The following is a 25,043-nucleotide window of genomic DNA, read 5'->3' as shown; positions in this document are numbered from 1 at the left end:
CCGCTGTATTATTTTTTCACCCATTGTAGGACAATTCGGTCTCTTTCCGGTGCGTGTGGCCGGGCCGACGAGGTACGAAAAGCACCCCTCGGGAGTACGGTGGCCAGGGCCTGAGGGCCCGGGGCAGGAGAATCCACCCCGGAGCGCAGGCACATATCGGCCGTCCATGGGCAGTAACCGGTTCGGCGCTCGTCGCCACGACCAGTAAGCATCACACAAGACAGGTGAACACCGATGTCGACCAAGGGCGCCGAGGGCAGGCGGTGCGAAGAGCGAGGACGGACCGGCCTGTCGGCCAGGGCGGACACGAACATGGAGCGCTTCGCCGCTCTGGTGGCCCGGACGTTGCGGGCACCGGTGGCGCTGGTGTCCCTGGTCGAGGGAGACCGTCAGGTCTTCCCCGGCCTGGCAGGCCTGACAGGACCATGGGCCGAGAGCCGGCAGAGTCCGCTGTCGCACTCGCTGTGCCGGTACGTCGTGACGGACGGCGAACCGCTGGTCCTGACCGACGCCCGCCTCGACGAGCGGGTGCGCGCCGTCCCGGCCGTCGCCGAGCTGGGGATGGTCGCCTACGCGGGGATGCCGCTGACCGACGAGGACGGGCGGGTGCTGGGGTCGCTGTGCGCGGTCGACACCACCGCCCGCCGGTGGACCAACTCAGAACTGACCGACCTGGCCGACCTGGCCGCGGCGTGTTCGAGTGAGTTGCGGCTGCGCCTGGCCTCCCGCGCCGCGGAGGACGCCCGCGCGGCCGCGGAGGAGGCGCGCGCGACCGCCCAGGCCAACGCCGCGATGCTGCTGCGCGCCTCCCAGGAGATGGCCGAGGCCACCAGCGTCCAGGACGTGCGGCAGCGACTGCGCCACCTGGTGATCGGCGCCCTGGCGCCGCACTACATCGGACTGAGCCTGCTGCGGGACGGCAGGCTGACGCGGGTGCCCGACACCGACGGCCCGCACGAGGTCGAGGAGGTCCTCGGCCAGTACGACACCGAGGCGCCCTTCCCCTCGGCACGGGCGCTGCGCGATCGCCGGATGATCGCCATCCCCAGCCGGGAGGACCTGGCGGCCCGGTACAGCCCCGAGGCGGTGGCCGCGTTCGACTCCCTGGGCCTGACCTCGGCGGTGTGCCTGCCGCTGATCGCCAGCCGCGGCCCGGTCGGCGTGCTCATGGTCGGCTGGAATCGGCACCACCAGCCGGACCTGGTGGAACAGGCGACACTGAACGCGCTGGCCAGCTACACCGCGCACACCGTGGCACGCGCGCTGTTCCTCGGCGAACGCATCACCGTCGCCCGTCAGCTGCAGAGCGCCATGCTGACCGACCTGCCCGCCACGCCCGGACTGGACAGCGCCGCCCTGTACCGGCCCGCCGCCACCGACGACATGGTCGGGGGCGACTGGTACGACAGCTTCCCGCTGCCCGGCGTCCCCGGCGGGCCGGTGACGTCCTCCCTGGCGATCACCGTGGGCGACATCACCGGCCACGACATACGGGCCGCCGCCCTGATGGGACAGGTGCGCAGCATGCTTCGCCAGGCCGTACTCGACCATCCCGCGCTCGGGCCCGCGGCCGCGCTGACCGCTCTCGAACACGCCTGCCTGAGCCTGCGGCTGCCCGCGACCGGCAGCATCCTGCACGCCCGTCTGGAGCACGGCGACGCCGGGTGGGCGTTGACCTGGTCGAACGCCGGTCACCCGCCTCCACTGCTGCTCCTGCCCGACCGGAGCACCCGGCGGCTCGACCAGCACGACGTGCTGTTCTATCCGGGTCTCGGCCATCCACCGCGTACCGACCACCGCATGGACCTGGTGCCCGGCTCGACGCTGCTGCTGTACACCGACGGCCTCGTCGACCGGCCCGGCCGGGACGTCGAGCAGGCCATCGGCACCACCCGTGCGTTGCTGGCCGCCCACGGGGAGCGGCCGCTGCCCGAGCTGCTGGAGACACTGGCCGACGAGATGGCCGGGCCGAAGGCCGACGACGACGTCGCCATGCTCGCCGTACGCGTCCCGCTCCGTCCGCATGTCTGAGCCCGGCGGGCACCCGGGGCCGGCGCGGCGCACAGGACGCCCGGATGTGCCTTACCGTGGTCCCAGAGCCGTGTACCGGCAGGGGGCGCCTGTCAGTGGAAGGGAAGCCATGTCGCACCACGCCGACCAGAACGACCAGACGGGGCAGGCGCAGCAGGCCTTCACCGTGGAGGCCGGTACAGACGGCTATCCGACGATCGTGCACGTGTCCGGTGCGCTGGACTACGACACCTCTCCCGTGCTGGGCGCCGTGATCGACAGGCTGTGGGAGGAGCTGGACGGCGACCACCTGCTGCTGAACCTGGAACGAACCACCTTCTGCGACTCGGTCGGCCTGAGCCGCCTCATCGCCGCCTTCACCGGTTCCCAGCAGCGGGGGGTGACGCTGCTGCTGGTCGCCCCGCAGCCCTTCATGCGCCACGTCCTTGACCTGACCGGCCTGTCGCGGATCCTGATGATCCGCGACAGCCTCGCCCAGGCGCTCGACGAGGCCCGGGAGCGCTCCACGAACGACCAGGGCCACGTGCCCTCCCTGTGAGGCCCTCGGCCGACGCCACGCCCGGACCCCGGGCCGCGGGACCGGTTACCCGTGCTGGGGCACCGGCCGCGTGTCGGCGAAGGGGACCGCGGGAAGGGGGAGCGTCACCTCGACCGTGGTGCCCTCCCCGGGGCCGCCGCTGACGAGGCAGAGCCCGCCCAGCTCTGCGGTGCGCTCGCGCATGGAGGTCAGGCCGACACCCGCGCGGCGATCCGGCGCCAGCCCGGCGCCGTCGTCGACGATCAGCAGGCGCAGCGCCTCGGGTTCGCGGCGCAGTTCGACCCGGACGTGGGTGGCGTTCGCGTGCCGCCGGACGTTGGTCAGCGCCTCCTGCGCGATCCGGTAGACGGCCACCTCGACGGCGGCGGGCAGGTCGTCCAGCTCGCCCTCGACGCTCACCTCGGTGACGGGCCCCTCGGGGGTGGCGGGTCCGGCGAGCGCCCGTACGGCGGCGGCCAGCCCGAGGTCGTCGAGGGCGGGCGGGCGCAGGCCGTAGACGAGCTGCCTGATGTCGCCGGTGACCGAGTCCATGCCGGAGCGCAGCTCACGCAGCAGCCCGTCGGCGGCGTCGGGGGAGGTCTTCAGGCTGAGGCGGGCCATGTTGATGGTCATGGCCAGCCCGCTGAGCGTCTGCCCGAGGCCGTCGTGCAGGTCACGGCGCAGCCGCCGCCGTTCCTCCTCCCTGGTGCTCAGGATGCGCTCCCGGGAACGTTGCAAGTCGGCCGACATCCGCAGCGCGTGCGCCACGTCGGCCGCGTAGGGGACCAGCGTGGCCAGCACCCGCTCGTCGTGCGCGGCGGGGAAGCGGCGCGGGGTCGGCGGTCCGACCAGCAGCCGCCCCACCCGCTCGCCGTGCCAGACCAGCGGCACCTCACGGGGGGCGTCGCCGATCTGCCCGCTGGTCGCGCTCGCCACGCCGACCCGCTGTCCCGGCTCGCCGCCGGTCACCTCGACCGTTACCCCCTGTACGGCCAGGCCCTCACGCAGCACGCCGATCACCGACGCCAGCGCCTGCGCCGGATCCCCCCGGCGTACCTCCTGGACCAGCCGTTCCGCGAGCACACGCGGGTCGCCGACCGGACCGTAGAGCAGGCGGTCGATGGACCGTTGCAGCGTCCGGCGCAACGGCTGGAAGAACGCGCCGGTGAACAGGGCCGCGGCGAGCCCGGCGATCTGGTCGAGGCCGGAGACCAGCAGGCTCGACAGCGCGGCCACGCCGAAGTAGACCCCACCGACCACGGCCAGCAGCCCCGCCGCGACGAAGGTCCGGCTGACGATGGTGTCGATGCCGTACAGCCGGTAGCGCATCACCGAGAACAGCAGCGCGACCGGGATGAGCATCGCCCACAGGATCGACAGCCAGGTCAGCTCCGGCGCGGCGACGCCGACGAACATGAACACGATGTACCCGGCGAACGCCAGCAGCGGCCAGCCGATCTGCCGCCTGACCTCCGGGTCCGCCCCGCGGAAACGCAGCAGCATGGACAGCGCCGCCAGCGGCAGCGTCGCCAGGATCCCCGTCCAGTTCACCACCAGCATCGTCTGGTGGTACGGCGCCAGCTCGGGGATCTGCAGCGGGTTGTGGATGACCGCAGGGAACAGGTAACCCTCAAGCGGCGGGTCGGGCCGGATGAACTGGCGGGTGGTCTCGGCGACGGTGGACACCACGCCGAGCAGCACCACCGCCCGCCAGCGCCGCGAGGGCAGCCTGCCGTCCGGGGAGTACAGCGGCAGCAGCATCTCCAGCGCGAGCCCGGAGACCCCCCAGCCCAGATACACCGCGAACCTCAGGAACCCCGCGAGCGTGAGGTTCCCGTGCGAGGCGGTCAACAGCATCATCGCCTGGCAGAAGTCGTGTACGGCGCCGCCGAGCCCGCCCAGGCACATCAGCCACGCCAGCTTGAGCCTGGGCCGGTGCGCGATGAGGAACGCGCCGACGGCGGGGAAGGTCACCCCCGCCGCCGTCAGCGGCGTGACGGTCTCGGGCGACTTCCACTCCTCGGGGAGGGTCGCGTAGATCCATATGGCCGCGGTCACGAGCAACGGAGACACCACGGCCAGGACGACGGTGACCGCCCTGGCTGCCCACGCCATCCCACTCCCGCTTTCCGGCGCCTGTTTTCGCCTGACCCTAGTGTGCCTTTGGGGCGGTACAAAGGTCACGATTCACCACCATTGTGGCAGGGGCGTTATCAACGGAAGCGCCGGATTTCACACTGATGACCGCCAGCTCGTTCACACAACGGCGGGAATGAGATACAAACTCTCAGTGATCCCGATCGATGGCACTGATCCTCGGCGAATCGGTCCGTACCACATCATGGGCAGATTGGGAGCGGGCGGCATGGGGGTCGTGTACGCCGGTCTTGCCCCGGACGGCGCCCGTGTCGCGGTCAAGCTCGTCCACGACTCCCTCGCCGGAGACCCGGAGTTCCGGATGAGGTTCGCGCGGGAGATCTCCGTCCTCACCCGGGTACGGGGCCTGTGCACCGCGCGGATCCTCGAATCCGACGCGGACGCGGCACGCCCCTGGCTGGCCGCCGAGTACGTGCCGGGGCGGACGCTGGGCGACCACGTCCGGGCCGACGGCCCCCTGACGGGGGATCAGTGGTTCGGCCTCGTGGTGGGGCTGGCCGAGGCGCTGGTCGCGGTCCACGCCGTGGACGTCGTGCACCGTGACATCAAGCCCTCCAATGTGATCCTCGCGCCGAACGGCCCCAAGCTCGTGGACTTCGGGATCGCGCGGGCCCTCGACGGGACGTCCGTGACCCGCACCGGGGCTCTGGTCGGCACCCCCGGCTGGTTGAGCCCGGAGGAGTACCGCAGCACGTCGGCAGGACCGGCCGCCGACGTCTACGGCTGGGGACTGCTCGCCGTGTACGCGGCGACCGGCAGACCGCCCTACGGCACGGCCCGTCCCGAGGTCCTCGCGCTCAGGGTCCTCAACGACCCGGTGGACACCTCCGAAGTCCCCGAACCCCTGCGCGAACTGGTCGGCAGAGCACTGGCCAAGGACCCGGCGTCGCGGCCCTCCGCGCGGGAGATCCTGGCGGAGGCGTCGCAGGCGTGGCGGATCGACGGGACCGACGAACTGACGACACGGCTCGACCACACCTGGGTGCTTCCCGTCGAGGACGTCCCCTGGCGGGAGCGGGACAGCGGCCGCCGCCGGGGCGTGATGGCCGGTGTCGCGGCCGTCGCCGTTCTGGGGGTGGGGGCTGTGGCCCTCTGGTCTCTGCCGGACGGGGCCGGCCTGTTCGCCTCGCCCACTTTCGCCGCCACCCCGCCGCGATCCACCCCTCCGTCCACTCCGTCCGCCTCGACGCCTCTTTCGATACCGCCCTCGACGGCCCCGGTGTCGTCTTCGATGTCACCCTCGACGACCCCGGCCACCCCGGCGCGGCCGGAAGTGCCGAAGACGACCGCCGAACTCGCCGCCGCCCTCGACCTGGCGTTGACCATGACCCCGGCGGCGAGCTTCTCCTTCGAAGGAGGATTCACCCAGAGCGACACTGTTGCGAAGGCGACCGGCCGGGTGGTGAACCATACCGTCCACACCGGCCGCGACGATTTCGACCTCCAGACCGCAGGCGGCGGAGGCTCGGAAGTCCGTCACATCGTCGTCCGCGGCGGTGACCTCTATCCAGGCAAGGAGGAACTGTCGGACCTGGAGGCGGCCACTCCCAAGTGGACCGCGCTCATGGTCGCGGGAACCGCCGGGCCGTCCGTCATCGGTGAGGTGGTGGCCAATTCCACTCGGATGGAGCGTAAAGGACACACTTACTCGGGAACTCTGGCCATCGACAGAACGAGTGGGCGCCTGCGAGAGCTCTTCAGCTTCTGGGTGGACGGGGATGTCGCTGAGAAAAGCCCTCGTTCGTACATCACCTACCGGCTGACCACCGACTCGCACAACAGGCCGAAGGTGTTCGACCTCGTTTGGTGTTTCCCCACCGGAAGCGCCGGCATCTACAGGTCGAACTTCACCACGACCTACAGCGACTGGCGCTCGGCCGAATGACCTTCAGGTACGGCCGACGCCCGAGCACTCGGTGGTGACGGGTGCGGTGCGAATAGGGGATGGCCCTTCTCGTAGGCGAGGTGCGCCCTACTGGGCTCCCCCTCCCCAGATGGCCCAAGGTATCCACTCGGATGCTTCTTGCCGCTGGGCATGGTTCGCGTGTTTTCAGCGGCGCGGGCTGATCGGGCCTGACCCGTAGGCGGTGACCAGGAGTTGGGCTCCGTCGCGGTCATGGGTCCTCACCATGGCCGCTGGGCGAGTTCGGCGCCGGACAGGTCGCGTGCCACCAGGACGCTCAGGACCGTGATCCGTTCGGTGAGGCGGTAGGAGCCCGCAGAAGGTCCCGCCAGTCGGCGGGCCAGTTGGCCAGCGCGAGAACGCCCATGATGAGGAGGTGGGCGGGTGCGGCCCAGCTTTCCACCGCCGGGTCGTGGTTGACGATGTGGGTGGTGACCGCGCCGGTGAGCACGAACATCAGCGTTGTGGCGCCCAGGAAGCGCGTTCGCCGGTCGGGGATCACGAGCAGGACGGCGGCGGCACCTTCCAGGGCGCCGACCACGAAGCGCATCCAGGAGGGGTAGCCCCAGTCGGCGAACTTCACGGAGTACGCCGTGCTGAATATCGTGTCTCCCGGCCAGTACTTGGTCACGGCGCCCAGCATGAACTGAAGGGCTATGAACCAGTACAGGCCAGTCTTCAGGTGTTTCGACATGTGCTCTCCCCTTTCGGGGGCAGGTCAGACCTCCGCGTTGCCGGAGGCGTTGTTTCTCTTCGCTGGGATCGCGACACGCCCCGCGCCGGGGTGCAGCCGTCCGGGACGGCGGCGCGTGGTCCGCCGTCCCGGGCTTGGCGCAGAAGGTCGCGGTCACTCCGCGTAGGGCTGGTCCGTTCCCCGGGGGCTGTAGCCGAGACTCCAGACGTAGCCGTCCGGGTCGGCGAAGGTGCCGCCGTACCCGCCCCACGGCAGGGCACCGGCGGGCTTGAGGACTGTGGCGCCGGCCTTCTCGGCCTCCGCCATGATCTCGTCGACCCGCGCCTCACCACGGACGACGTAGGTCAGGACCAGTCCGCTGAAGCCGCTGCCCTCAGGGCTTGTGCCCACCTGGTCGGCCAGGCCCTCACGACCGTAGAAACCGACGGGCGAGGCGCCGTCCGACTCGAAGAACACCGAGATGCCGTAGTCGTTCTTGATCTTCCAGCCGAGTCCCTCCGTGTAGAACCGCTTGGCCCGGTCCATGTCCCGGACTCCGAGAAGGATCGAGCTGACGTGCGCTTTCATGCCTTGCTCCCTGTGCGTGGGGTGGTGTGCGCCGGCGGGCCGGACATCCGGGCCGGGGCCCGGATGTCACATCGGCGTGCGTTCGCCGGTCAATTGGTATGACAGGCGCGGACGGAGGAATGTGACAGATGGCTGAGCAGGACTGGCTGAGCGAGCGGTTCGCCGAGCACCAGAACCGCCTGTACGCGGTGGCCTATCGGATGCTCGGCTCCTCGACCGAGGCCGAGGACGCGGTGCAGGAGGCCTGGCTGCGGGTCGGCCGCGCCGAAACCGGCCAGGTGGAGAACCCGGCCGGTTGGCTGACCACCGTCGTCGCCCGGGTCTGCCTGAACATGCTGGAGACGCGCCGGGCCCGGCGTGAGGAGTCGGCCGGGGCGCTGCCGCCAGAACCGGCCGAACCGCGACCGAGCACCCACCCGGTCGGCCAGGCCACCCCCGAGGAGGAGACGCTTCTGGCCGATTCGGTCGGTGTCGCGCTGATGGTGGTGCTGGACACGCTGACTCCCGCAGAGCGGCTCGCGTTCGTCCTGCACGACGTCTTCGCCGTGTCGTTCACCGAGATCGGCGCCATCCTCGACCGCTCCCCGGCGGCGGCCCGGCAACTCGCGAGCCGGGCCCGGCGCCAGGTGCGGGGAACGGCCGACGCCTCCGACGCCGCGCGATCGGCGAAACGGGAGATCGTCGAGGCGTTCCTCGCCGCGGCCAGAGGAGGGGACTTCACCGCCCTGGTCGAGTTGCTCGATCCGGAGGCCGTGGCCATAGAGATCCGCGGCGCCGAAGCGGTGGCGGCGTTCTTCGCCGGACGGGCCCAGGCCGCCAGGCTCGCCCTGGTCGACGGCGTCCCGGCGGCCGTCTGGTCACACCGGGGCCGGCCGAAGGCCGTCATCACGTTCACCGTCCACGACGGGAAGATCACCCGCATCGCCGTCGAAACCGATCCGGACCGGCTCCGCGACCTCGACATCGTCCATCTCCTGGCCGGTGACGAGGAGCGGCGTTGACCGGCGTCCGGTCAGGGCGCGGAACGCCGTTTTCGGGGAGGAGGGTCAGCGGTTCGGGCTGATCAGGCCTGACTCGTAGGCGATGATCACAAGTTGGGCCCTGTCTCGGGCGTGGAGTTTCGCCAGCAGCCGTCCGATGTAGGTCTTCACCGTGGCCGGTGACAGCTGTAGCCGCTCGGCGAGTTCGGTGTTGGACAGGCCGCGCGCCACCAGGGTCAGGACCTCCCGCTCCCTTTCGGTCAGGAGCTGGAGTTCGCGGGTCAGCACCGGGGGCCGTTCGGGGGAGCGGGCGAACTCGGCGATCAACCGGCGGGTGACGGTCGGGGCGAGGAGCCCCTCTCCCCGGGCGACGAGGCGGATCGCGTCGCACAGTTCCGCGGGCCGGGTGTCCTTGAGCAGGAACCCGCCCGCCCCGGCGCGCAGCGCGGCGTACACGTGGGAGTCCAGGTCGAACATGGTCAGGATCAGGACCCGCACCCCCTGGGTCTCCGGCGTCCCGCAGATCCGCCTGGTGGCCTCGATGCCGTCCATCGTCGGCATGCGCACGTCCATGAGCACGATGTCGGGCAGGTGGGCGAGGGCGAGTTCGACGGCCTCCGCGCCGGTGCCCGCCTCCGCGACGACGGTCATCTCGGGCTCGTTCTCGATCAGCGCCCGGAAACTGCCCCGCAGCAGGGCCTGGTCGTCGGCGACGAGCACCCGGATCGGCTCGGTCACAGCGCCTCTTCGTAGCGCAGGGTCGCGTTCACCTGGAATCCCCCATCCGGCAGCGGCCCCGCGGCGAACCGCCCGCCGTACATCGTGACCCGCTCCCGCATGCCGATGATGCCGTGTCCCGGGGAGGTCGAGGGCGACGGGGCGCCGTGGCCGTCGTCGGTCACCTCGATCGTCACGACCCCCTGCCCGGCCAGGACGTTCACCCGGCAGCGGGCCGGGGCCGCGTGCTTGACGACGTTCGTCACGGCCTCCTGGACGATCCGGTAGGCGGCGAGCTCGACGGGTTCCGGGAGGTCGTCCCCGCCCTCGACCGACAGTTCGACGTCCACCCCGGCCATGGCGGCCCGCTCGGCGAGTTCGGTGAGGCCGCCGAGGGTCGGCACGGGGGCCGGTCCGGTGTCCTCCCGGAGCACCCCGAGCAGCCTGCGCGTCTCGGTGAGCGCCTGCCTGCTCGTCGCCTCGATGACCCGCAGCGCGTCGAGGGCCTCCTCCGGCCGGTTCCGCGCCAGGTGGTTGGCGACGCTCGCCTTGACCGCGATCAGCCCCATCCCGTGGGTCATCACGTCGTGCAGCTCACGGGCGATCCGCAGCCGCTCGTCGACCAGCACCTGGTGCTCACGCTGCCGTTCCAGGCGTGCCTCCTGGTCACGGCGTTCACGCACGTTGAGCGCCCACCGCCAGGCACCCCCGAGCAGCGGCAGGGCCAGGACGTACCACCACGCGCCGCCGGGGAGCGGCAGGTCACCGACGGCGGAGGCGACCACCGTCGCGGCGGCGGCGCAGGCCATGGCCCGTGCCGCGAGTTCCCTGCGGGCGCCGAGTGTCAGCGTGTACAGGGCGCAGGCCGTGGCGACGAACGGGTCCCACAGCAGGCCGAGCGCGGCGGCGGGGGCCGAAAGCGCCATGATCACGACGAACGCCCCGAACGGCCGGTACCGCCTGAGCGCGAGCGGTACGGCGATCGCGGCGGCGACGGCCAGTGAGACCGGGAGCCGCCACGGGGACCCGGTCTGGTCCATGAGCAGGTTGCCCGCGAGACCGATGTCCACGGTCAGGAGCGCGACGGCCGTCATGACATCGGCGGCGACCTGACGGCGGGTGGGCTTCTCTGCGGGCATGACCGGTACGGTAACGCGCCGCCGAACCAGGACACATCCACCCAGGGAGGATCATCCCTGGGGATGAACGACAGCCCTGGGGCTGACCGGGAAGTGTCCACGGAGGGCTGATCCGCCCCGGGCGGACGCGGTGCGATCGTCGGGCCATGCCAACCGACCACAGCTTCCCCGGCCGCCGGATCAGCGCGGTCTCCATGATCGTCGGACCCCTGCTCCTGCTGGCGGGGGCGTTGACGCGGGTGCCGTTCCCCTTCTCCTTCACCGAGCAGCTGGCGGCCGTACAGCGGGCTCCCGGCCTGGTGATCGGCGGCTACACCGCGTTCCTGGCGGGCAACGTGCTGATGTGGCCCGCCGTCGTCACGCTGGCCCGCGGGATCGGGCGGACCCATCCCATGTGGGCCGCGTGGGGTGGGGCGTTCGTCATCTTCGGGCTGTTCGAGCGCACCTTCCACGCCGGAATCAACCAGACCGCGTTCCGGCTGGTGCTGCGGCGCGGCCTGGACTCCGCGACAGCCTTCGTCCAGGACTCCTACCAGGACACCCATCTGTTCAGCTACCTGTCGTTCACGATCATGTTCGGCTGGTACGTCCTGGCCTTCGGCGCCTACCGCAGCCGGGTCCTCGGCCTGACCGGCTCGATCGCGCTCGCCTCGATGGGGACGGTGCCGCTCGGCGTGCTCAAGGGGACGGACGCGTTCACGATCGCCGGGACCTTGGGGTTGTGCGTGGCGTTCCTGCCGCTGGGGTTCAGGCTCGTGCGTGAGGGGCCGAGGCCGAGCCGCCGCTCCGTCCTGCTCACCCTGCTCGGCACGGCGGTCGTCGGCCTGCTCGCCTACGCGAGCACCCTCGGCTGAGCCACTCGAACGCCGTTCTCACCCGTTGTTAGACTCCCGGAATGCGGATTCCTGGAGACGAACAGATTCGCGCGCTCCACGAGAAGTACGCGCCCACGCGGGAGGCGTTCGAGCTCGTCTTCACCCACTGCGAAATCGTGTGCGGCATCGCCGAGCAGATTCTCGCGCGTACCGGATCCGACCTCGACAGGGACCTTGTGCGGGCGGGAAGCCTGCTTCACGACATCGGGGTCTACCGGCTTTACGGCGCCGACGGAGAACTCGATCACACACGTTACGTACGGCATGGCGTGCTCGGTCACGAACTCCTCCGTGAGGAGGGATTTCCTGAGGAGATCTGCCGCTTCTGCTCCTGCCACACCGGAGTGGGGATCAGCCGGGACGACGTGCGGAACCAGGGGCTTCCCATCCCCGTCGCCGACTATGTCGCCGAGTCGGGTGAGGAGAGACTGGTGATGTACGCCGACAAGTTCCACAGCAAGTCCACCCCGCCCACATTCGTCTCCGCCGCGTCCTACGCCACCCGGGTCCGGCGCTTCGGCGAGGACAAGGTCGTCGCGTTCAAGGCGATGTGCGAAACCTTCGGCGTTCCCGATCTCACGCCTTTCACCACGGTCTATGGGTGCGCCGTGGTCTAGGAGGGCGGGCGTACGGCAGGGCGGCCTCTCCCGTCTGACGAGGTCGTGATCCCGTCAGGAGAGCCGGGGGTGATCCCACTCGGAGGCCTCCAGCGGGGTGGCCGTCTCCACGGGGACGACCAGCCCGGCCCTCCCGCGCGACCCGCCGGGGCCCGTGGGGTCGCCGACGCGCAGCAGGACCCGGGCGGGCTCCCCCAGAACCTCCTCGGGCACCTCGTACAGGGCGAGGGTCAGGGCCGGGTCGCGGGGGTCCTCCGCCGAGGCGACCAGCGGCAGTCCGGTCTCGGCGACGTAGCGGTCCCAGCCGAGGGACTCGATGGCGCACCTGCGGACCTCGGCGTCCTTCTCCGCCGCGATGGCCTCGCAGTTCGGGGCCTCGATCACCCACTTCGGAACGCGGGTGCCGTGCCAGGCGTAGAGCGTGTGCCCGTCGGGCCAGGAGAGCGCGGGCCCGTTCTCGCAGTGGAGCCGCAGGTCGCCGTCACGCCGGATCGCGACGGGACGTCCGGACATGACGACCGCGCCGGCCAGGGGGATCCACCAGCCGAGCCTGCGGGTCACCTCCGCCAGCGCGTCCAGGCGTTCGTCGGGTCCCGCCCCGGCCACACGCAGGGCGGAGGTGTAGAACGCGATCCAGTAGGCGTCCCTCCAGATGTCCTTGGCCCCCCACACGTACCTGGACGGATCGGATCCGGCCCGGTCGCCCAACTGGCTCAGGAGCTGCCCCCGTAACTGGGCGCGGAGCTGCCCCCACAGCGGCTCCCAGAGCCGGGCGCGGAGCTGACATCGGAGCCGGTCCAAGAGCCGCTGCCCGAGCCGGTCCCTGAGCCGGCCCTCCAGGCACTCCTTGAGCCGGTTCTCGAAGTGCCCACAGCGGACGATGGAGCCGCCAAGGGCGGAGACCATCGGGAAACAACCGGGTGGCGAGTCCACCCACACCTTGAGAAGGGGCGGCTCCAGGCCGACCAGCGCGTACATCTCGCGCACCGCCCGCTCCGCCTCGCCCCTGTCGACGGGGCGGGTGGACAGGCCGTCGCGCATCCACTGGTCACGGATGTCGGCGACGAGGGTCTCGTGCTCGGCGGTGAGGACGCCCTCGAAGGGGGGCAGGGGTGTGCCGCTCATCTGCAGTCGGTCATCCATCTCGGAGAGTCGCTCAGGACGATCGGTGACACCGCCGGTCCGGACTTCTCGTCGGCCGCCTCCGGACGCGTTCGCCGGGTCGAAGGAGCCGGGCGAAACACGAAGCGTGCCGGCGCTCTTCTTCGAGCGGCTCGGTCCGGAGGGGAAACCTGCGTTGTTCCGATGCCGCCAGGTTCACCGAACATTCTTGCGAGCCACTTGGAATTCGCTGGAGGACATTCTTGTGAGCCACTTGGAATTCGCTGGCGTCAAGGAAGTCGCCGGTCAGGGCGCCGGATCTCAGTCGCGGTGTGGTGCCCGCGGTTTCAGGGGGGCGAGGTGGCGGCCGACGGCGCGGGCCAGTGTCTCGACGTCGCCGCCGGGCTCGGGTTGCACGTTCCCCTCGACGAGCAGGCTGGCCAGGCCGTGCATCATCGCCCATGTGGCGACGGCGGCGGTCCAGTCGGTCGAGCCGTCCGGCATGGTGGTGCTGCTCAGCCACTGGTGCCAGGCCCGGTCGCGGGCGGCCACGAAGTCGGGGTCACGGCTGTTGAGCAGGTCGGGGACGCGCATGACCGCGAAGTGGGCGGGGTGGGCGGTGGCGAAGAGGACGTAGGCGACGCCCTGCTCGACGAGTCCGCCGGTGGCCCGGACCCGTTCCAGCTCGTCGGCCAGCAGGTGGTAACCCTCGACTGCGATCGCGGTGAGCAGGCCGGCCTTGTTGCGGAAATGGTGAGTGGGAGCGGCGTGGGAGACGTCCGCCCGGCGGGCGATCTCGCGAAGGCTCAGCGCGACCGGCCCGTCCTTCGCGACGGCCTCCAGCGCGGCGTCCAGCAGGGCTCGCCGCAGGTCCCCGTGATGATAGGACTGCTTACTCACGGCGATCAGCCTACCGGGGCCGTCTGAACGCCGTAATGCCCCCTCAGGGCTGCGGACCTGCTCAATCATCGGCTGGGCGGCCGCCCTGGGTCCCGGTTCTCGCGGACACCCCACGACGCGGGCCGCCTCCGGGATCGCGGCTTCGCCGGGTCCCGTTCGGCTCCCCTCGGAGGCCGGAGAAGAACCGGGACGAGGGCCGCGTGGCCTGCCGTGCCGGATGGCTCGCCGTACGGGCTCGGGGCCGGGCGGACATCGGCCCCGGAATGACCCACCTCAATCTTGCCGTTGCCAAGATTGGATCCGCGTCGTATCTTGTCGATGTCAAGTTCGGCATCGGGGGGCCGACCGGCAGGGGTGGTGCCGGCGGATCCCACGACGGCCTCGGCCGGGGGCCGGCCTGCTCAAGCGGTGGTCTCGACAGACCGGCGAGCGGACCGGTGCCGACGCCGCTCACCCGGAGCCGAACCCGGACGGTGAGCGGTTCGCGTCCGTCGTGGACGACGCGGACCAAGATCGAGCGAAGACGATGGGGAAACGTGGACATGCAGGCTGTCAACGGGGGAAACCGGTTCGATGAGGATCGTCACGTCCTGCGGGACGTCGCCACGGCGACGCTGGCGAGGGCCGTGAGCGGACCGGGTGACGCGCAACCACGGGCGGAAGGAGGGGCCGTCCCCGGCTGGGAGATCCAGCAGGGCGAGCCCTGGACCTACGTGACACCGCAGGACGCGGCCACCCGCCCGCAGGGCTGGAAACTCCACGTCTCGGCGACGCCGCTGTCGGCGCCGCTGGTGCTGGCGCGGGTGGTGGAGGTGCTGGCCCGGCACCGCTGCTCGTTCAAGTTCGCCGCCACGCTCACGGAACTGAGCGGACTCGTCTCCCGCGACCAGAACCGCGGGTCGATGGGCAAGTTCGTCACGGTCTACCCGCCCGACGACGAGGCCGCCGTGGCGATCGCCGAGGAACTGCACACCGCCACGTACGGTCTGCCGGGCCCGCCGATCCTGTCCGACCGCGCCTACCGGCCCGGCAGCCTGGTGCACTACCGCTTCGGGGTGTTCTCCGCCCTCAGCGAGCTCGACAACGACGGCACCTACGCCTCCCGGCTGACCGCCCCCGACGGCACCCTGGTGACCGACGAACGCAACGCCTGGTACTCCCCGCCCGCGTGGGCGCCCTGCCCCTTCGAGTCGGGACAGGCGACGGTCAGGACCACCGCGCCCGAGGCGGTCCTGCTGGCGGACCGGTTCGTGGTGCGCCAGGCCCTCCGGCACAGCGCCAAGGGCGGGGTGTTCCTGGCGGAGGACCGCACCGACGGCGGCATGGTCGTGATCAAGCAGGCCCGCCCCCACCTCGGCGCCTCGATCGACGGACGCGACGAACGCGATCTGCTGCGTCACGAGGCCCGCATGCTGGAACTGTTCGGGCCGCTGGGGGTCACCGCACGCGAGATGGCGCTGTTCGAGACCGGCGGCAACCTGTTCCTCGCGCAGGAGCACCTCACCGGGACCCCGCTCAGCGCCTGGGTCAACGAGCGGCGCCCCTCCCTGCCCGGCGCGGAGTGGCGTAAGACGGTGGTCGGCCTGGCGCGGAGGATGACGGCGCTGGTCTCGACGGTCCACGAACAGGGATACGTGCTGCGCGACCTGACGCCGAACAACGTCATGGTCCTCCCCGACGACGAGTGCCTGCTGATCGACCTGGAGATGGCCGCCGTGCCCGGCACGCCGGTCGGCCGGGCCTACACACCCGGTTACGCCCCGCCCGAGCAGGTGCGGGCCGCCCACTACGGCCCCGCGCCCGATGCCACGGTCGACCTGTTCGCGCTGGGAACGACCCTGTTCTTCCTGGCCACCGGCTGCCAGCCGTCGGTTCCCGAGGACCTGTCCCCCGAGGTCAGGCCGTGGGAGTCCCGGCTGCGCACGCTGCTGAGCGTGGTGACCGCCGACGACGCGACGGCGACCGCGCTGGCGCCGATGATCCTGGGACTGATGAGGGAGGAGCCCTCCCTGCGCTGGGACCTGACCCGGGTGCGGGCGTTCCTGGACGAGATGGCCGACGGGGCCGGGCCGTCTCCCTCCGCGGGGGGCGCCTACCGCCTGAGCGTGGCCGACCAGGATCGTCTGCTCGGGGACGGGCTCGCCCACGTCCTGCGGACGATATCGCCGTCCGGACCCGGGGGCGGTGTGACGCGGCGCGGTTCCCTGTGGCCCGTCACCGGGTTCGGCACGACCGCCGACCCGTGCGCCCTGCAGTACGGCTCGGCCGGGGTGCTCACCCTGCTCGCCGCCGTGGTGGATCCCGAGCTTCCGTCGTCCTCCGAACCGGGTACGGGCGGTGACCTCCTGGCGGGCTCACGCGAGGACCTGACGGCGGGGCTGCGGCAGGCGGCGGACTGGACCGTACGCCGCCTGGCCGGTGAGCCGCGGCCCTCGCCGGGGCTGTACTTCGGCCGGGCGGGCATCGCGTGGAGCCTGTACGAGGCGGGCCGCGCGCTCGACGACGCCTCCCTGCGGTCCCAGGGGCTCGACATGGCCCGGGGCCTGCCGGACGACTGGCCGAACCCGGACATCTGTCACGGCCTCGCCGGAACGGGACTGGCCCTGCTGCACTTCTGGCACGCCACCGGTGACACCGAGTTCCGCGACAAGGCGGACAGATGCGCCGACGCCCTGCTGAAGGTGGCCCAGCGCACCCCGGAGGCCGTGCTGTGGCGCATTCCCCCGGACTTCGACTCCGCACTGGCGGGAGTGCTGCACTACGGCTTCGGCCACGGCGTGGCCGGGATCGGGGCCTACCTGCTGGCGGCGGGAACCGCGCTCGGCCGGGACGACTGCCTGGAGACCGCCGTGGCGGCGGGGGAGACCCTGCTGGCCGCGGCCATCCGCCAGGACGACGCCGCCTGGTGGGCCGAGAGCCCCGGCGGCGTGGCCCGCAAAACCCACTGGTGCAGCGGCTCCTCCGGGGTGGGAACGTTCCTGGTCCGGTTGTACGCGGCCACCGGCGAACCGCGCTTCCGTGACGCGGCCGAGGCCGCCGCGGTGGCCGTGCACTCCGGCCGCCTGCACATGGGTACGGCCGCCTGCCACGGGCTGGCCGGTGACGGGCAGTTCCTCCTGGACATGGCCGACCTGCTCGACGAGCCCGCCTACCGCGAGCGGGCCGAGGAACTGGCCGCGTGCCTGTGGGCACGCGCCATGCTCCGCGACGGGCTGCTGCTCGTGGCCGACGAGGGCGGGCACGAGGTGAGCCTCGGCTGGAACACCGGCATGGCGGGTGTGCTGGACTTCCTGCTGAGACTGCGCCACGGCGGGCCACGCCCCTGGATGGCGGACGAGCCGAAGGGCGTTCCGGTGCCCGTGGCGGCCACGGGCCGGGCGCGATGAAACTCGGCACGGTGGACGCCGGCCGTACGGCGGCAGGCCTCGCGACCGGAGCCGACCGCCTTCCCGACGTCCGCCGGATCAACTTCCGCTTCTCCGGGCGCGGCCGGTACCTCGCCTGCCTGGCCGACCACGGTCACGGCCGCCTCGCCCCCGAGATGTGGGACCTGACCGACACCGGGCGGGAATCCCGGGAGCTGCGCGTCCGCGACGAGCAGACGCCGATGACGGTGCCGGTCGCCACCGACGACGGGCACATCCTGCTCTGCCACATCGGCACCGAGGGCGTGCACCGCGTCCTCCTCGCCGTCCCCTCCCGGGACGGCGGGCGGCCCGAGGAGCACGAACTGGGCACCGTCCTCGGCAACGGCCTCGGGGTCGTCGCGGGGCCAGGTGGGGGAACGGCGGCCGTGGCCTTCGCGACCGGCGTCGAGCAGAGCAGGGTGCTGCGCCTGTCCGGCAGGCCCGAACCGCCCGAGCTGGTCACCGTACTGCCGGACCTGGTCGGCGGAGGGATCTGGCTCGACGAGAACGGCACACGCCTGGCCGTTCGCTCCAGGACGGGGGCGAGCACGGCGGTCCTGGACCTGGCGCGCGGCGCCCTCGAACCCCTGACCGGATTGTCCGGTGACGAGCACCTGCTGCTGGCCGCGCCCCGTACGGGTGCGCTGCTCACCGCCGCCCGGCGCGACGGCGCGTACCGGCTCGGCGTGCGACTCCTGCACGACGACGGGCCCACCGTCTTCCCCGACCGGCTGAACGCGATCGAGGGAAGCGTGACACCGCTCGCCCTGTCCCCCGACGGGCGACGGCTGGCCCTGGCGGTCACCCGCCGCGCCCGTTCCCACCTCCTGCTGCACGACCTGGTCGGGGACGTCACGGAGGAGAGCGGCCTGCCGGGCGGGACGCTGTTCCCCCTGGCGTACTGGAGCGACACCCACCTGCACCTGATCCACACCACGCCCGACCGGCCCCCCGGCCCGATCACCGTGTCCAGGCGGGCGCAACGGATCCCGTCCGCCCCCGAACCCTTCAGGCCCCGCTGGGCCGGTGCCCGCGTCCACACCTATGACGGCCCCGCCGGAGCCATCGAGGCCGTCGTGTACGGCGAGCCGGCCACCGCCGCGCAGGTCGTGATCGCCCTGCACGGCGGCCCGGAGGCGGCCTGGCAGCTCGGCTTCGACCCGTTGTTCCAGAGCCTGGCCGCCGAGGGGATCGCGGTGGTCGCCCCCAACCAGCGCGGCAGCACCGGATACGGCGCCGCCCACCGCGACGCGATCCAGGGCGCGTGGGGCGGCCCCGACCTGGCCGACATTCTCCACCTGGGACGCGCCCTGGACACCGCCCGAGGGCCTCTCCTGGAGCGACCGGCGCTGTACGGCGCCAGCTACGGGGCCTACCTGGCACTGCTGGCCGCCGCCGCGCGGCCGGACCTGTGGGCCCGCGCCGCGGTCGTCGCCCCGTTCCTGTCCGGGCGGGAGCTGTACGAGGACGGGCCCACCACGGTGCGCACCATGCTCGACCGGCTCGGCGGCCGTGAGGAGATCCACGACGACCTCGGGCCCCGCGACCTGCTGCGGCTGGCCGACCGCCTGCGAACGCCCCTGCTCATCGTCCACGGCGAACGGGACCCGATCATCCCCGTCTCCCACTCCCGGCGCCTGCGCGACCGGCTGCTCGGCAGCCGCCACGGCGCGGGCCCGGCCTACCTGGAGATCCCCGGCGCGGGTCACGACCCGCTCTCCGAGAGCGACGGGAAGGCCGTTCGCGACGGCCTCGTCGGCTTCCTGCGCACCGGGACGCCCCCGTCCGCCTAGCCGGCGTGGACGGGGCCACAGCCCCGGCCGGCTTGGGCACCCCCACGGGCTCGCCCGGTGGAGGAACCCGGGACCGGCCGGTACGGAGGGCCGTCGTCATCGAAGGCGGCCGGCCCTGACAACCACCAACAAAGAAGGGAAAACGATGGAACTCGACATCACCGCTCTGGACCTGCTCCCCGCCGAGGAGGAGTCCCAGCTCTACCCGTGCCAGGTCACCTGCTACCCGCGTACCTGCGGCACCGGCCGTACCTGCCAGATCACCGAATGGTGACGTCTCCCTCGCACTGATCGGTATCAGAACCAGCGGATAAGCAGAAAGGCACCACCGTGGAACTCGACATCACGGCCCTGGACATGCTCCCCGCTCAGGAGGAGTCCCCGCTCTACCCGTGCAACAACACCTGCTCTCCGCGCACCTGCGGCACCAACCACCCCACCTGCCTGTACACCTCCGCGTGAGGTCTTCCTCGCGTCACCCGGCATCGAAATCACCGAATCAACGGAGAGGCATCGCCATGGAACTCGACATCACCGCTCTGGACCTGCTCCCCGCCGAGGAGGCCCAGCTGAAGGACTGCCAGGTCACCTGCAGCATCACCTGTCACGGCCGCACCTGCATGATCACCTCGGCCTGAGGCCGTCCGTCCTCGTGCGGCCGCCGGGTGTCCGGCGTGTTCCGAGGACGGCCCTGACGGCGCCGTGCCCGGGCACCGGCCTGGGCGCGGCCCCTTCCGGCGCGGTGGTGTTCACGCGACACCGCCGGAGAAGGTGCGCCTTCGCGCCGGACATCTCCCAGAGAACAGCAAGAAAGGCAGAAGCCATGGAACTCGACATCACCGCTCTGGACCTGCTCCCCGCCGAGGAGTCCCCCCTCTACGTGTGCACGGTGACCTGCGCCAGGACCTGCAGCATCGGCGGCACCTGCCGGGTCACCAGCAGCTGACGCCTCTCCTCGCTCCGAGAGAGCGGGAAAGAGGCGGACACCCGCGGACCTTGACGGCGACCGGAGAGAAAGGAGGAGAAGGCGATGGACCTCGACGTCACGGCCCTGGACATGCTCCCCGAGAGGGAGGAGTCCCGGCTGTACCCGTGCAACCACTCCTGTGAGTACACCTACCACTGCCAGCTCAGCTGCGAGGGCACCAACCGGTGACACCTCCTCCCCAGCGGGAGGAACGCGAGGAGATCGCGGATCTCCGAGGCGAAGGAACGTCACGGACCATCCCCGGAGTCCGCACCTCCCAGAAGGACACCGCGGGCGTGTCCACGCCCGCGGTGATTCCGACCACGGAAAGGAAGAAGACATGGAACTCGACATCACCGCTCTGGACCTGCTCCCCGCTCAGGAGGAGAGCCCCCTGTACCCGTGCCAGGTCACCTGCAGCGGCAAGTCCTGCGAGCACACCTGCACCGGCCCCACCTGCGACTGGACCAACCCCTTCTGACGCCTCCCGCGTCGGGAGGGTCCCGGGGGACGACGGCCCCGCTCGGGGCCGTCACGACCACGGTGGCCCGGACCTCCTCCGGGGCGATACGCGCCCCGCAGGAGGCACACCCGAACATCGCTCGCGAGGCGGCCAACGCCCGCGGCGACTCCCATCACAGAAAGGCAGAAGTCATGGAACTCGACATCGTCGCCCTGGACCTGCTCCCCGCCGCCGCGGAGGAGTCCCAGCTGCGGGAGTGCAGCGGCCCCACCTGCGGCATCACCTGCAAGGGCCGCACCTGCAGCATGACCACCACCTGAGCACGTCCGCCTCGTGGGAGGCGCCGGAGCCCGGCGTCTCCCCGGGAGGACGGCCATGACGGCGCCGCGCCCGGTCACCGAACCGGGCGCGGCCCTTCCCGGCCGGGTGGCTCCCCAGCCGTGACGCCGCCGGAGAACCGAGAGAGGACAACGATGTCAGACCATGCGTCGGACGCGCCGGAAGAGCGAGTGACGCACAAGCACGGCGACCGGCTCCTCTGGTCGCTGACGCGTGGCGCGTGGGCGCCGCTGGCGGTGGCCACGGTGTCCGTCCTCACCTCCTCCGCCGCCGCACTGGCCCTGCCCGCCGCACTCGCCGCCGCGGTCGACGCGGTCCTGACCGGACGGGGAACGGCGGACGCCGTGACATGGCTCGCCCTCGTCATCGCCGTCGCCACGGGCGCCGAGGTCACCGGCGCGCTGGCCGGGGTGACGGCCACCGCGTCCGCCACGTCGGCCCTGCGCTCCCGCCTCACCGCCCACGTCCTGGGACTCGACACCGTCCAGGCGCGCCGGTTCCCCACCGGGGAACTGGCCAACCGCCTGGTGAGCAACACCGCGATCTCCGGATACGTCCCGCTGACACTGCTGTACACGGTCACCGGGCTTCTCACCTCCATCGGCGGCGCCGTCGGGCTGTTCCTGATCGACTGGCGGGTCGGTCTGACCTTCCTGGCCGGTGTGCCCGTCGCGATCGTCGTCATCCGCGTGTTCGTCGCCCGGGTCTCGGGGTTGTACGACCGCTACCAGGACGCGCAGGGCCGCCTGGCCGCGCGCCTCACCGACGCCCTGGCGGGCATCCGTACCGTGCGGGCCTCGGGCACCGCCGACCGCGAGATCTCCCGGGTGCTCGCCCCGCTGGCGGAGCTGTCCGCCAGCGGGCACGCCCTGTGGCGCGCCCAGGCCCGCAGTGTGTGGCAGCTCTCGCTGTTCCTGCTGCTCGTCGAGGTGCTGGTGCTCGCGGTGACCGGTCTCGGCATCGCCGACGGGCGTCTTGAGCCGGGCCGACTGCTGGCCGCGGCCGGTTACACCGCGCTGGCCCTGGCCGTCGTCGAGAGGATCGACTCGCTGATGGATCTCGCCCACGCCCGTTCCGCGGCCCGGCGGGTCGGGGAGGTGCTCGCCCTGCCCGCCCAGGTTCCCGGCTCCCGCCCGCTGCCCGAGGGCGCCGGAGCGCTCTCGTTCCGCGCCGTCACGGTGGCCGGCGACGGCCCGCCGCTCCTGGACGGCGTCGACCTGGAGATCCCCGCCGGGGCGCTGACCGCCGTCGTCGGGCGTTCCGGCGCGGGCAAGAGCACCCTCGCCCTGCTGGCGGGACGGCTGATGGACCCCGACCACGGCCAGGTGCTGCTCGACGGCCTGCCCCTCACGGAGGCCGACCCCGACGCGCTCAGGAACGCCGTCGCCTACGCCTTCGAACGCCCCGTGCTGCTGGGCGGCGACCTCCTGTCGGCCGTCGCCTACGGCCTGCCCGCCGACGCTTCCGACGTCCGCGAGGCGGCGCGCGCGGCGCACGTCGACGGCGTCGTCAGCCGCCTTCCCCAGGGGTACGGCACGCCCGCCGACACGGCCCCGCTGTCCGGCGGTGAGCTCCAGCGGCTCGGGCTGGCCCGCGCGCTGGTCAGGCGAGCCCGCCTGACCGTTCTCGACGACGCGACCTCCAGTCTCGACACGGCGACCGAGGCCCAGGTGATCCGGACCCTGACGGAGGAGATGCGCGGGCGTACCCGGCTGGTCGTCGCCCACCGCGCCACGACCGCCGCCCGCGCCGACCTGGTCGTGTGGCTGGACGACGGACGGGTGCGGGCCCGCGGTCCCCACCGGGAGCTGTGGCGGGACCCGGCCTACCGCGCCCTGTTCACCGCCGTCGCCCCGGTGTCCGGCGCCTCAGCGTCCGCCGCTCCGGCGTCCGCCGCTCCGGCGTCCGGCGTCCCGGTGTCCGGCGCCGGTCGGGAGCCGACCGGTGGCGACCCGCTCCACGAGGAGGAACCGTGCCCGGTCCGTCCCTGACCCGCCCACGGCCCGGGCGGGACATCCCGCCGTCCGGGGCCGCCCCCGCGCAGGCCCCGCTGTACGACGGTCGTCTCACGGGGGACGGCGGGCTCCGGCTGCTGGTGTCGCTGCTGCGTCCGCGCCCGCGTCCCCTGGCGGTGGCCGCGCTCTGGTCCGTCGTCGAGGCGCTGCCGACGCTGCTGTCCGGCCTCCTCATCGCCACCGCCGTCGACCGCGGCTTCCTGGCCGGGAGCCCGGGGACCGGTCTGGCCTGGCTCGGCCTTCTCGGGCTCACGATGCTCGTCCAGGCGGCGGCCGTCCGGATGATGTTCCCCGCCCTGGCGGCGGTGGTCGAACCGCTCCGCGACGACCTGGTCACCGCCGTCGTCACCGCCGCCGTCACCCGTGCCGCGAAGAGCGCGCGGCCACCGGACGCCGCCGCCGTGACCCGCCTCACCGAGCAGGTCGAGACGGTGCGCAACCTGGTCTCCGCGCTGCTGCGGAGCACCCGTGCGCTGGGCGTCTCGCTCGTCGCCGCGCTGGGCGGCCTGCTGCTCCTGTCGCCTCTGCTCGCCGCCGTCGTGGCCGTGCCCGTCACCGTGGCGCTGGTCGTCTTCGTCCGGCTGCTCCGCGTGCTCGTGGCCCGCCAGCGCGCGCTCATCCTCGCCGACGAGGAACTCACCGGACAGGCCACCCCGATCCTGGCGGGCCTGCGCGACGTCGCCGCCTGCGGAGCGCGCCGGCAGGCCTACGCGACCGTACGGGCGGCCGTCGACACCCAGGTGGCGGCCACCCACGCCCTGGCCTGGGCCGGCCTGAGCCGCCGTCTGGTCGTCGCGCTCGGCGCACACCTGCCGCTGTTCGCTCTGCTGATCGCCGCCCGGCCCCTGATCGGGGACGGCCACCTGAGCGCGGGAGAGGTCGTCGGAGCGGCGACCTACCTGGCCACCGGCCTCGACCCGGCGCTGCGCGCCCTCACCGGCGTCGTCGGCGGCTGGGGCGTGACCCTCGCCGTCACCCTGCGCAGACTCGGCGAGACCATCGCCCCGCCGCCGGAACCGTCCGCCTCCACACCTGTTCCCCCTGCTCCGTACGGCATCGCCCTGGCGGCCGTCGCGGACGTGGAGCCGGTCGGCCACGGGCTGCGCCTGGAGAACGTGGGCTTCGCCTACGCGCCCGAGGCCACACCTGTGGTGCGTCACCTGGACCTCACGATCGCCGAGGGCGAGCACCTGGCCGTCGTCGGCCCCAGCGGCATCGGCAAATCCACCCTGTCCATGCTGCTGACCGGGATTAGCCGCCCCACCGAGGGCCGGATCCTGCTCGGCGGCCTGCCGATCGAGGCGGTCCCCGAACACCGGCTGCGGTCGTTGATGGCGCTGGTGCCGCAGGAGGCGTACGTCTTCACCGGCACCGTGGCGGAGAACCTCGCCTACCTCCGCCCCGAGGGCACGAGGGTCGCCGACGAGAGGCTGGAGGCCGCGGCCGAGGCCGTGGGAGCCGGAGCGCTCGTCGAACGGCTCGGCGGGCTCCGGGCCACGATCGAGGAACCCGCCGCGCTCTCCGCCGGAGAACGGCAGCTCATCGCCCTGGCCCGCGTCCACGCCTCCCCGGCCAGGATCGTCGTCCTGGACGAGGCCACCTGCCATCTCGACCCGGCCGCCGAACAGCGCGCCGAGGCGGCCTTCGCCGCCCGCGGGGGCACGCTCGTCGTGATCGCGCACCGCATGAGCTCAGCGGGCCGGGCCGGGCGGGTCCTGCTGATGGACGGCACCGCCGCGCTCACCGGATCGCATCGGGAGCTGACGGCCCGATCGCCCCTCTACGCCGACCTGGTCGGCCACTGGCACGGCGGTGACCCGTCGGGGCACCGGCCGCCTGAGGGCTCCCGCTGACCTTCCGC

General features: G+C 72.2%; 24 protein-coding genes. 17 read left to right on the top strand and 7 right to left on the bottom strand.

What is annotated here, in order from left to right; all coding sequences use genetic code 11:
- Positions 1-234: 234 nt before the first annotated feature.
- Both ACIBVQ_RS24000 and ACIBVQ_RS23995 read left to right on the top strand, forming a co-directional pair.
- Positions 235-2,031, top strand: coding sequence for a SpoIIE family protein phosphatase (locus tag ACIBVQ_RS24000; RefSeq protein WP_399180022.1), 1,797 nt, complete (start codon positions 235-237; stop codon positions 2,029-2,031).
- Between the two features lie 109 nt (positions 2,032-2,140).
- Positions 2,141-2,569 (top strand): STAS domain-containing protein, encoded by a 429-nt coding sequence (locus ACIBVQ_RS23995; RefSeq protein WP_399180020.1) that lies wholly within the window; start codon positions 2,141-2,143, stop codon positions 2,567-2,569.
- A gap of 45 nt (positions 2,570-2,614) precedes the next feature.
- On the opposite strand, the gene ACIBVQ_RS23990 is transcribed toward ACIBVQ_RS23995, so the two are convergent.
- Complete coding sequence (locus ACIBVQ_RS23990; RefSeq protein ID WP_399180018.1) at positions 2,615-4,663, bottom strand: sensor histidine kinase; 2,049 nt, start codon at positions 4,661-4,663, stop codon at positions 2,615-2,617.
- Between the two features lie 226 nt (positions 4,664-4,889).
- Between ACIBVQ_RS23990 and ACIBVQ_RS23985 the strand changes: the two genes are divergently transcribed.
- Positions 4,890-6,590, top strand: a complete 1,701-nt coding sequence (locus ACIBVQ_RS23985; protein ID WP_399180016.1) for a serine/threonine-protein kinase — start codon at positions 4,890-4,892, stop codon at positions 6,588-6,590.
- Between the two features lie 295 nt (positions 6,591-6,885).
- Here the strand turns inward: ACIBVQ_RS23985 and ACIBVQ_RS23980 are convergent, their stop codons facing one another.
- Positions 6,886-7,302 (bottom strand): DoxX family protein, encoded by a 417-nt coding sequence (locus tag ACIBVQ_RS23980; protein WP_399180014.1) that lies wholly within the window; start codon positions 7,300-7,302, stop codon positions 6,886-6,888.
- A gap of 153 nt (positions 7,303-7,455) precedes the next feature.
- Positions 7,456-7,869, bottom strand: a complete 414-nt coding sequence (locus ACIBVQ_RS23975) for a VOC family protein (RefSeq protein ID WP_352015633.1) — start codon at positions 7,867-7,869, stop codon at positions 7,456-7,458.
- A gap of 128 nt (positions 7,870-7,997) precedes the next feature.
- Between ACIBVQ_RS23975 and ACIBVQ_RS23970 the strand changes: the two genes are divergently transcribed.
- The gene (locus ACIBVQ_RS23970; RefSeq protein WP_352015634.1) at positions 7,998-8,870 is read left to right on the top strand and encodes a sigma-70 family RNA polymerase sigma factor; all 873 of its coding nucleotides are present in this window, start codon (positions 7,998-8,000) and stop codon (positions 8,868-8,870) included.
- Positions 8,871-8,915: 45 nt separating this feature from the next.
- Here ACIBVQ_RS23970 and ACIBVQ_RS23965 read toward each other — a convergent pair whose 3' ends face one another.
- Both ACIBVQ_RS23965 and ACIBVQ_RS23960 read right to left on the bottom strand, forming a co-directional pair.
- Positions 8,916-9,587, bottom strand: coding sequence for a response regulator transcription factor (locus tag ACIBVQ_RS23965; RefSeq protein WP_362914873.1), 672 nt, complete (start codon positions 9,585-9,587; stop codon positions 8,916-8,918).
- A complete protein-coding gene (locus ACIBVQ_RS23960; RefSeq protein ID WP_399180011.1) occupies positions 9,584-10,705 on the bottom strand; it encodes a sensor histidine kinase in 1,122 nt (373 codons plus the stop codon). Before ACIBVQ_RS23960 ends, ACIBVQ_RS23965 begins: the two co-directional genes overlap by 4 nt.
- Before the next feature lie 146 nt (positions 10,706-10,851).
- Here ACIBVQ_RS23960 and ACIBVQ_RS23955 point away from each other — a divergent pair, with 146 nt between their 5' ends.
- Both ACIBVQ_RS23955 and ACIBVQ_RS23950 read left to right on the top strand, forming a co-directional pair.
- Entirely contained in the window at positions 10,852-11,559 is a 708-nt protein-coding gene (locus ACIBVQ_RS23955; protein ID WP_352015637.1) for a hypothetical protein, read from the top strand.
- A 41-nt stretch (positions 11,560-11,600) separates the two neighbouring features.
- Positions 11,601-12,197, top strand: coding sequence for an HD domain-containing protein (locus ACIBVQ_RS23950; protein WP_399180009.1), 597 nt, complete (start codon positions 11,601-11,603; stop codon positions 12,195-12,197).
- Positions 12,198-12,251: 54 nt separating this feature from the next.
- Here ACIBVQ_RS23950 and ACIBVQ_RS23945 read toward each other — a convergent pair whose 3' ends face one another.
- Positions 12,252-13,340, bottom strand: coding sequence for a DUF6745 domain-containing protein (locus ACIBVQ_RS23945; protein ID WP_399180007.1), 1,089 nt, complete (start codon positions 13,338-13,340; stop codon positions 12,252-12,254).
- Between the two features lie 279 nt (positions 13,341-13,619).
- Positions 13,620-14,198, bottom strand: coding sequence for a TetR/AcrR family transcriptional regulator (locus ACIBVQ_RS23940; RefSeq protein WP_399180005.1), 579 nt, complete (start codon positions 14,196-14,198; stop codon positions 13,620-13,622).
- A 542-nt stretch (positions 14,199-14,740) separates the two neighbouring features.
- On the opposite strand from ACIBVQ_RS23940, the gene lanL reads away from it, so the two are divergent.
- The 11 genes from lanL (at position 14,741) to ACIBVQ_RS23885 (ending at position 25,035) form a co-directional block, all read left to right on the top strand.
- Complete coding sequence (gene lanL / locus ACIBVQ_RS23935; RefSeq protein WP_399180034.1) at positions 14,741-17,584, top strand: class IV lanthionine synthetase LanL; 2,844 nt, start codon at positions 14,741-14,743, stop codon at positions 17,582-17,584.
- Positions 17,581-19,398, top strand: a complete 1,818-nt coding sequence (locus ACIBVQ_RS23930; protein ID WP_399180003.1) for an alpha/beta hydrolase family protein — start codon at positions 17,581-17,583, stop codon at positions 19,396-19,398. Before lanL ends, ACIBVQ_RS23930 begins: the two co-directional genes overlap by 4 nt.
- A gap of 145 nt (positions 19,399-19,543) precedes the next feature.
- Entirely contained in the window at positions 19,544-19,672 is a 129-nt protein-coding gene (locus ACIBVQ_RS23925; RefSeq protein ID WP_362780061.1) for an ALQxL family class IV lanthipeptide, read from the top strand.
- Positions 19,673-19,728: 56 nt separating this feature from the next.
- Positions 19,729-19,860: an ALQxL family class IV lanthipeptide gene (locus ACIBVQ_RS23920; protein ID WP_399180001.1), complete on the top strand. Its 132-nt coding sequence runs from the start codon at positions 19,729-19,731 to the stop codon at positions 19,858-19,860.
- A gap of 56 nt (positions 19,861-19,916) precedes the next feature.
- Positions 19,917-20,036, top strand: coding sequence for an ALQxL family class IV lanthipeptide (locus ACIBVQ_RS23915; RefSeq protein WP_399179999.1), 120 nt, complete (start codon positions 19,917-19,919; stop codon positions 20,034-20,036).
- A gap of 185 nt (positions 20,037-20,221) precedes the next feature.
- Positions 20,222-20,344 carry an ALQxL family class IV lanthipeptide gene (locus tag ACIBVQ_RS23910; protein ID WP_352015646.1) on the top strand — a complete coding sequence of 41 codons (123 nt, stop codon included), beginning with the start codon at positions 20,222-20,224 and terminating at the stop codon, positions 20,342-20,344.
- A gap of 84 nt (positions 20,345-20,428) precedes the next feature.
- Positions 20,429-20,554 carry an ALQxL family class IV lanthipeptide gene (locus tag ACIBVQ_RS23905; RefSeq protein ID WP_352015647.1) on the top strand — a complete coding sequence of 42 codons (126 nt, stop codon included), beginning with the start codon at positions 20,429-20,431 and terminating at the stop codon, positions 20,552-20,554.
- Positions 20,555-20,705: 151 nt separating this feature from the next.
- Positions 20,706-20,846 carry an ALQxL family class IV lanthipeptide gene (locus ACIBVQ_RS23900; RefSeq protein WP_399179997.1) on the top strand — a complete coding sequence of 47 codons (141 nt, stop codon included), beginning with the start codon at positions 20,706-20,708 and terminating at the stop codon, positions 20,844-20,846.
- Between the two features lie 173 nt (positions 20,847-21,019).
- Positions 21,020-21,148 (top strand): hypothetical protein, encoded by a 129-nt coding sequence (locus ACIBVQ_RS23895; RefSeq protein WP_362914890.1) that lies wholly within the window; start codon positions 21,020-21,022, stop codon positions 21,146-21,148.
- A gap of 189 nt (positions 21,149-21,337) precedes the next feature.
- On the top strand, positions 21,338-23,158 hold the full coding sequence (locus tag ACIBVQ_RS23890; protein WP_399179994.1) for an ABC transporter ATP-binding protein: 1,821 nt from the start codon (positions 21,338-21,340) through the stop codon (positions 23,156-23,158).
- Positions 23,140-25,035, top strand: coding sequence for an ATP-binding cassette domain-containing protein (locus ACIBVQ_RS23885; protein ID WP_399179992.1), 1,896 nt, complete (start codon positions 23,140-23,142; stop codon positions 25,033-25,035). The genes ACIBVQ_RS23890 and ACIBVQ_RS23885 overlap by 19 nt, the downstream gene beginning before the upstream one ends.
- The last annotated feature ends 8 nt before the right edge of the window (positions 25,036-25,043 follow it).

It is taken from the genome of Streptosporangium sp. NPDC049376, from assembly GCF_044466505.1.
Lineage (GTDB): Bacteria > Actinomycetota > Actinomycetes > Streptosporangiales > Streptosporangiaceae > Streptosporangium.
The sequence above is the reverse complement of the archived record's forward strand: the minus strand, read 5'-3'. Positions and strand labels throughout refer to the sequence as shown.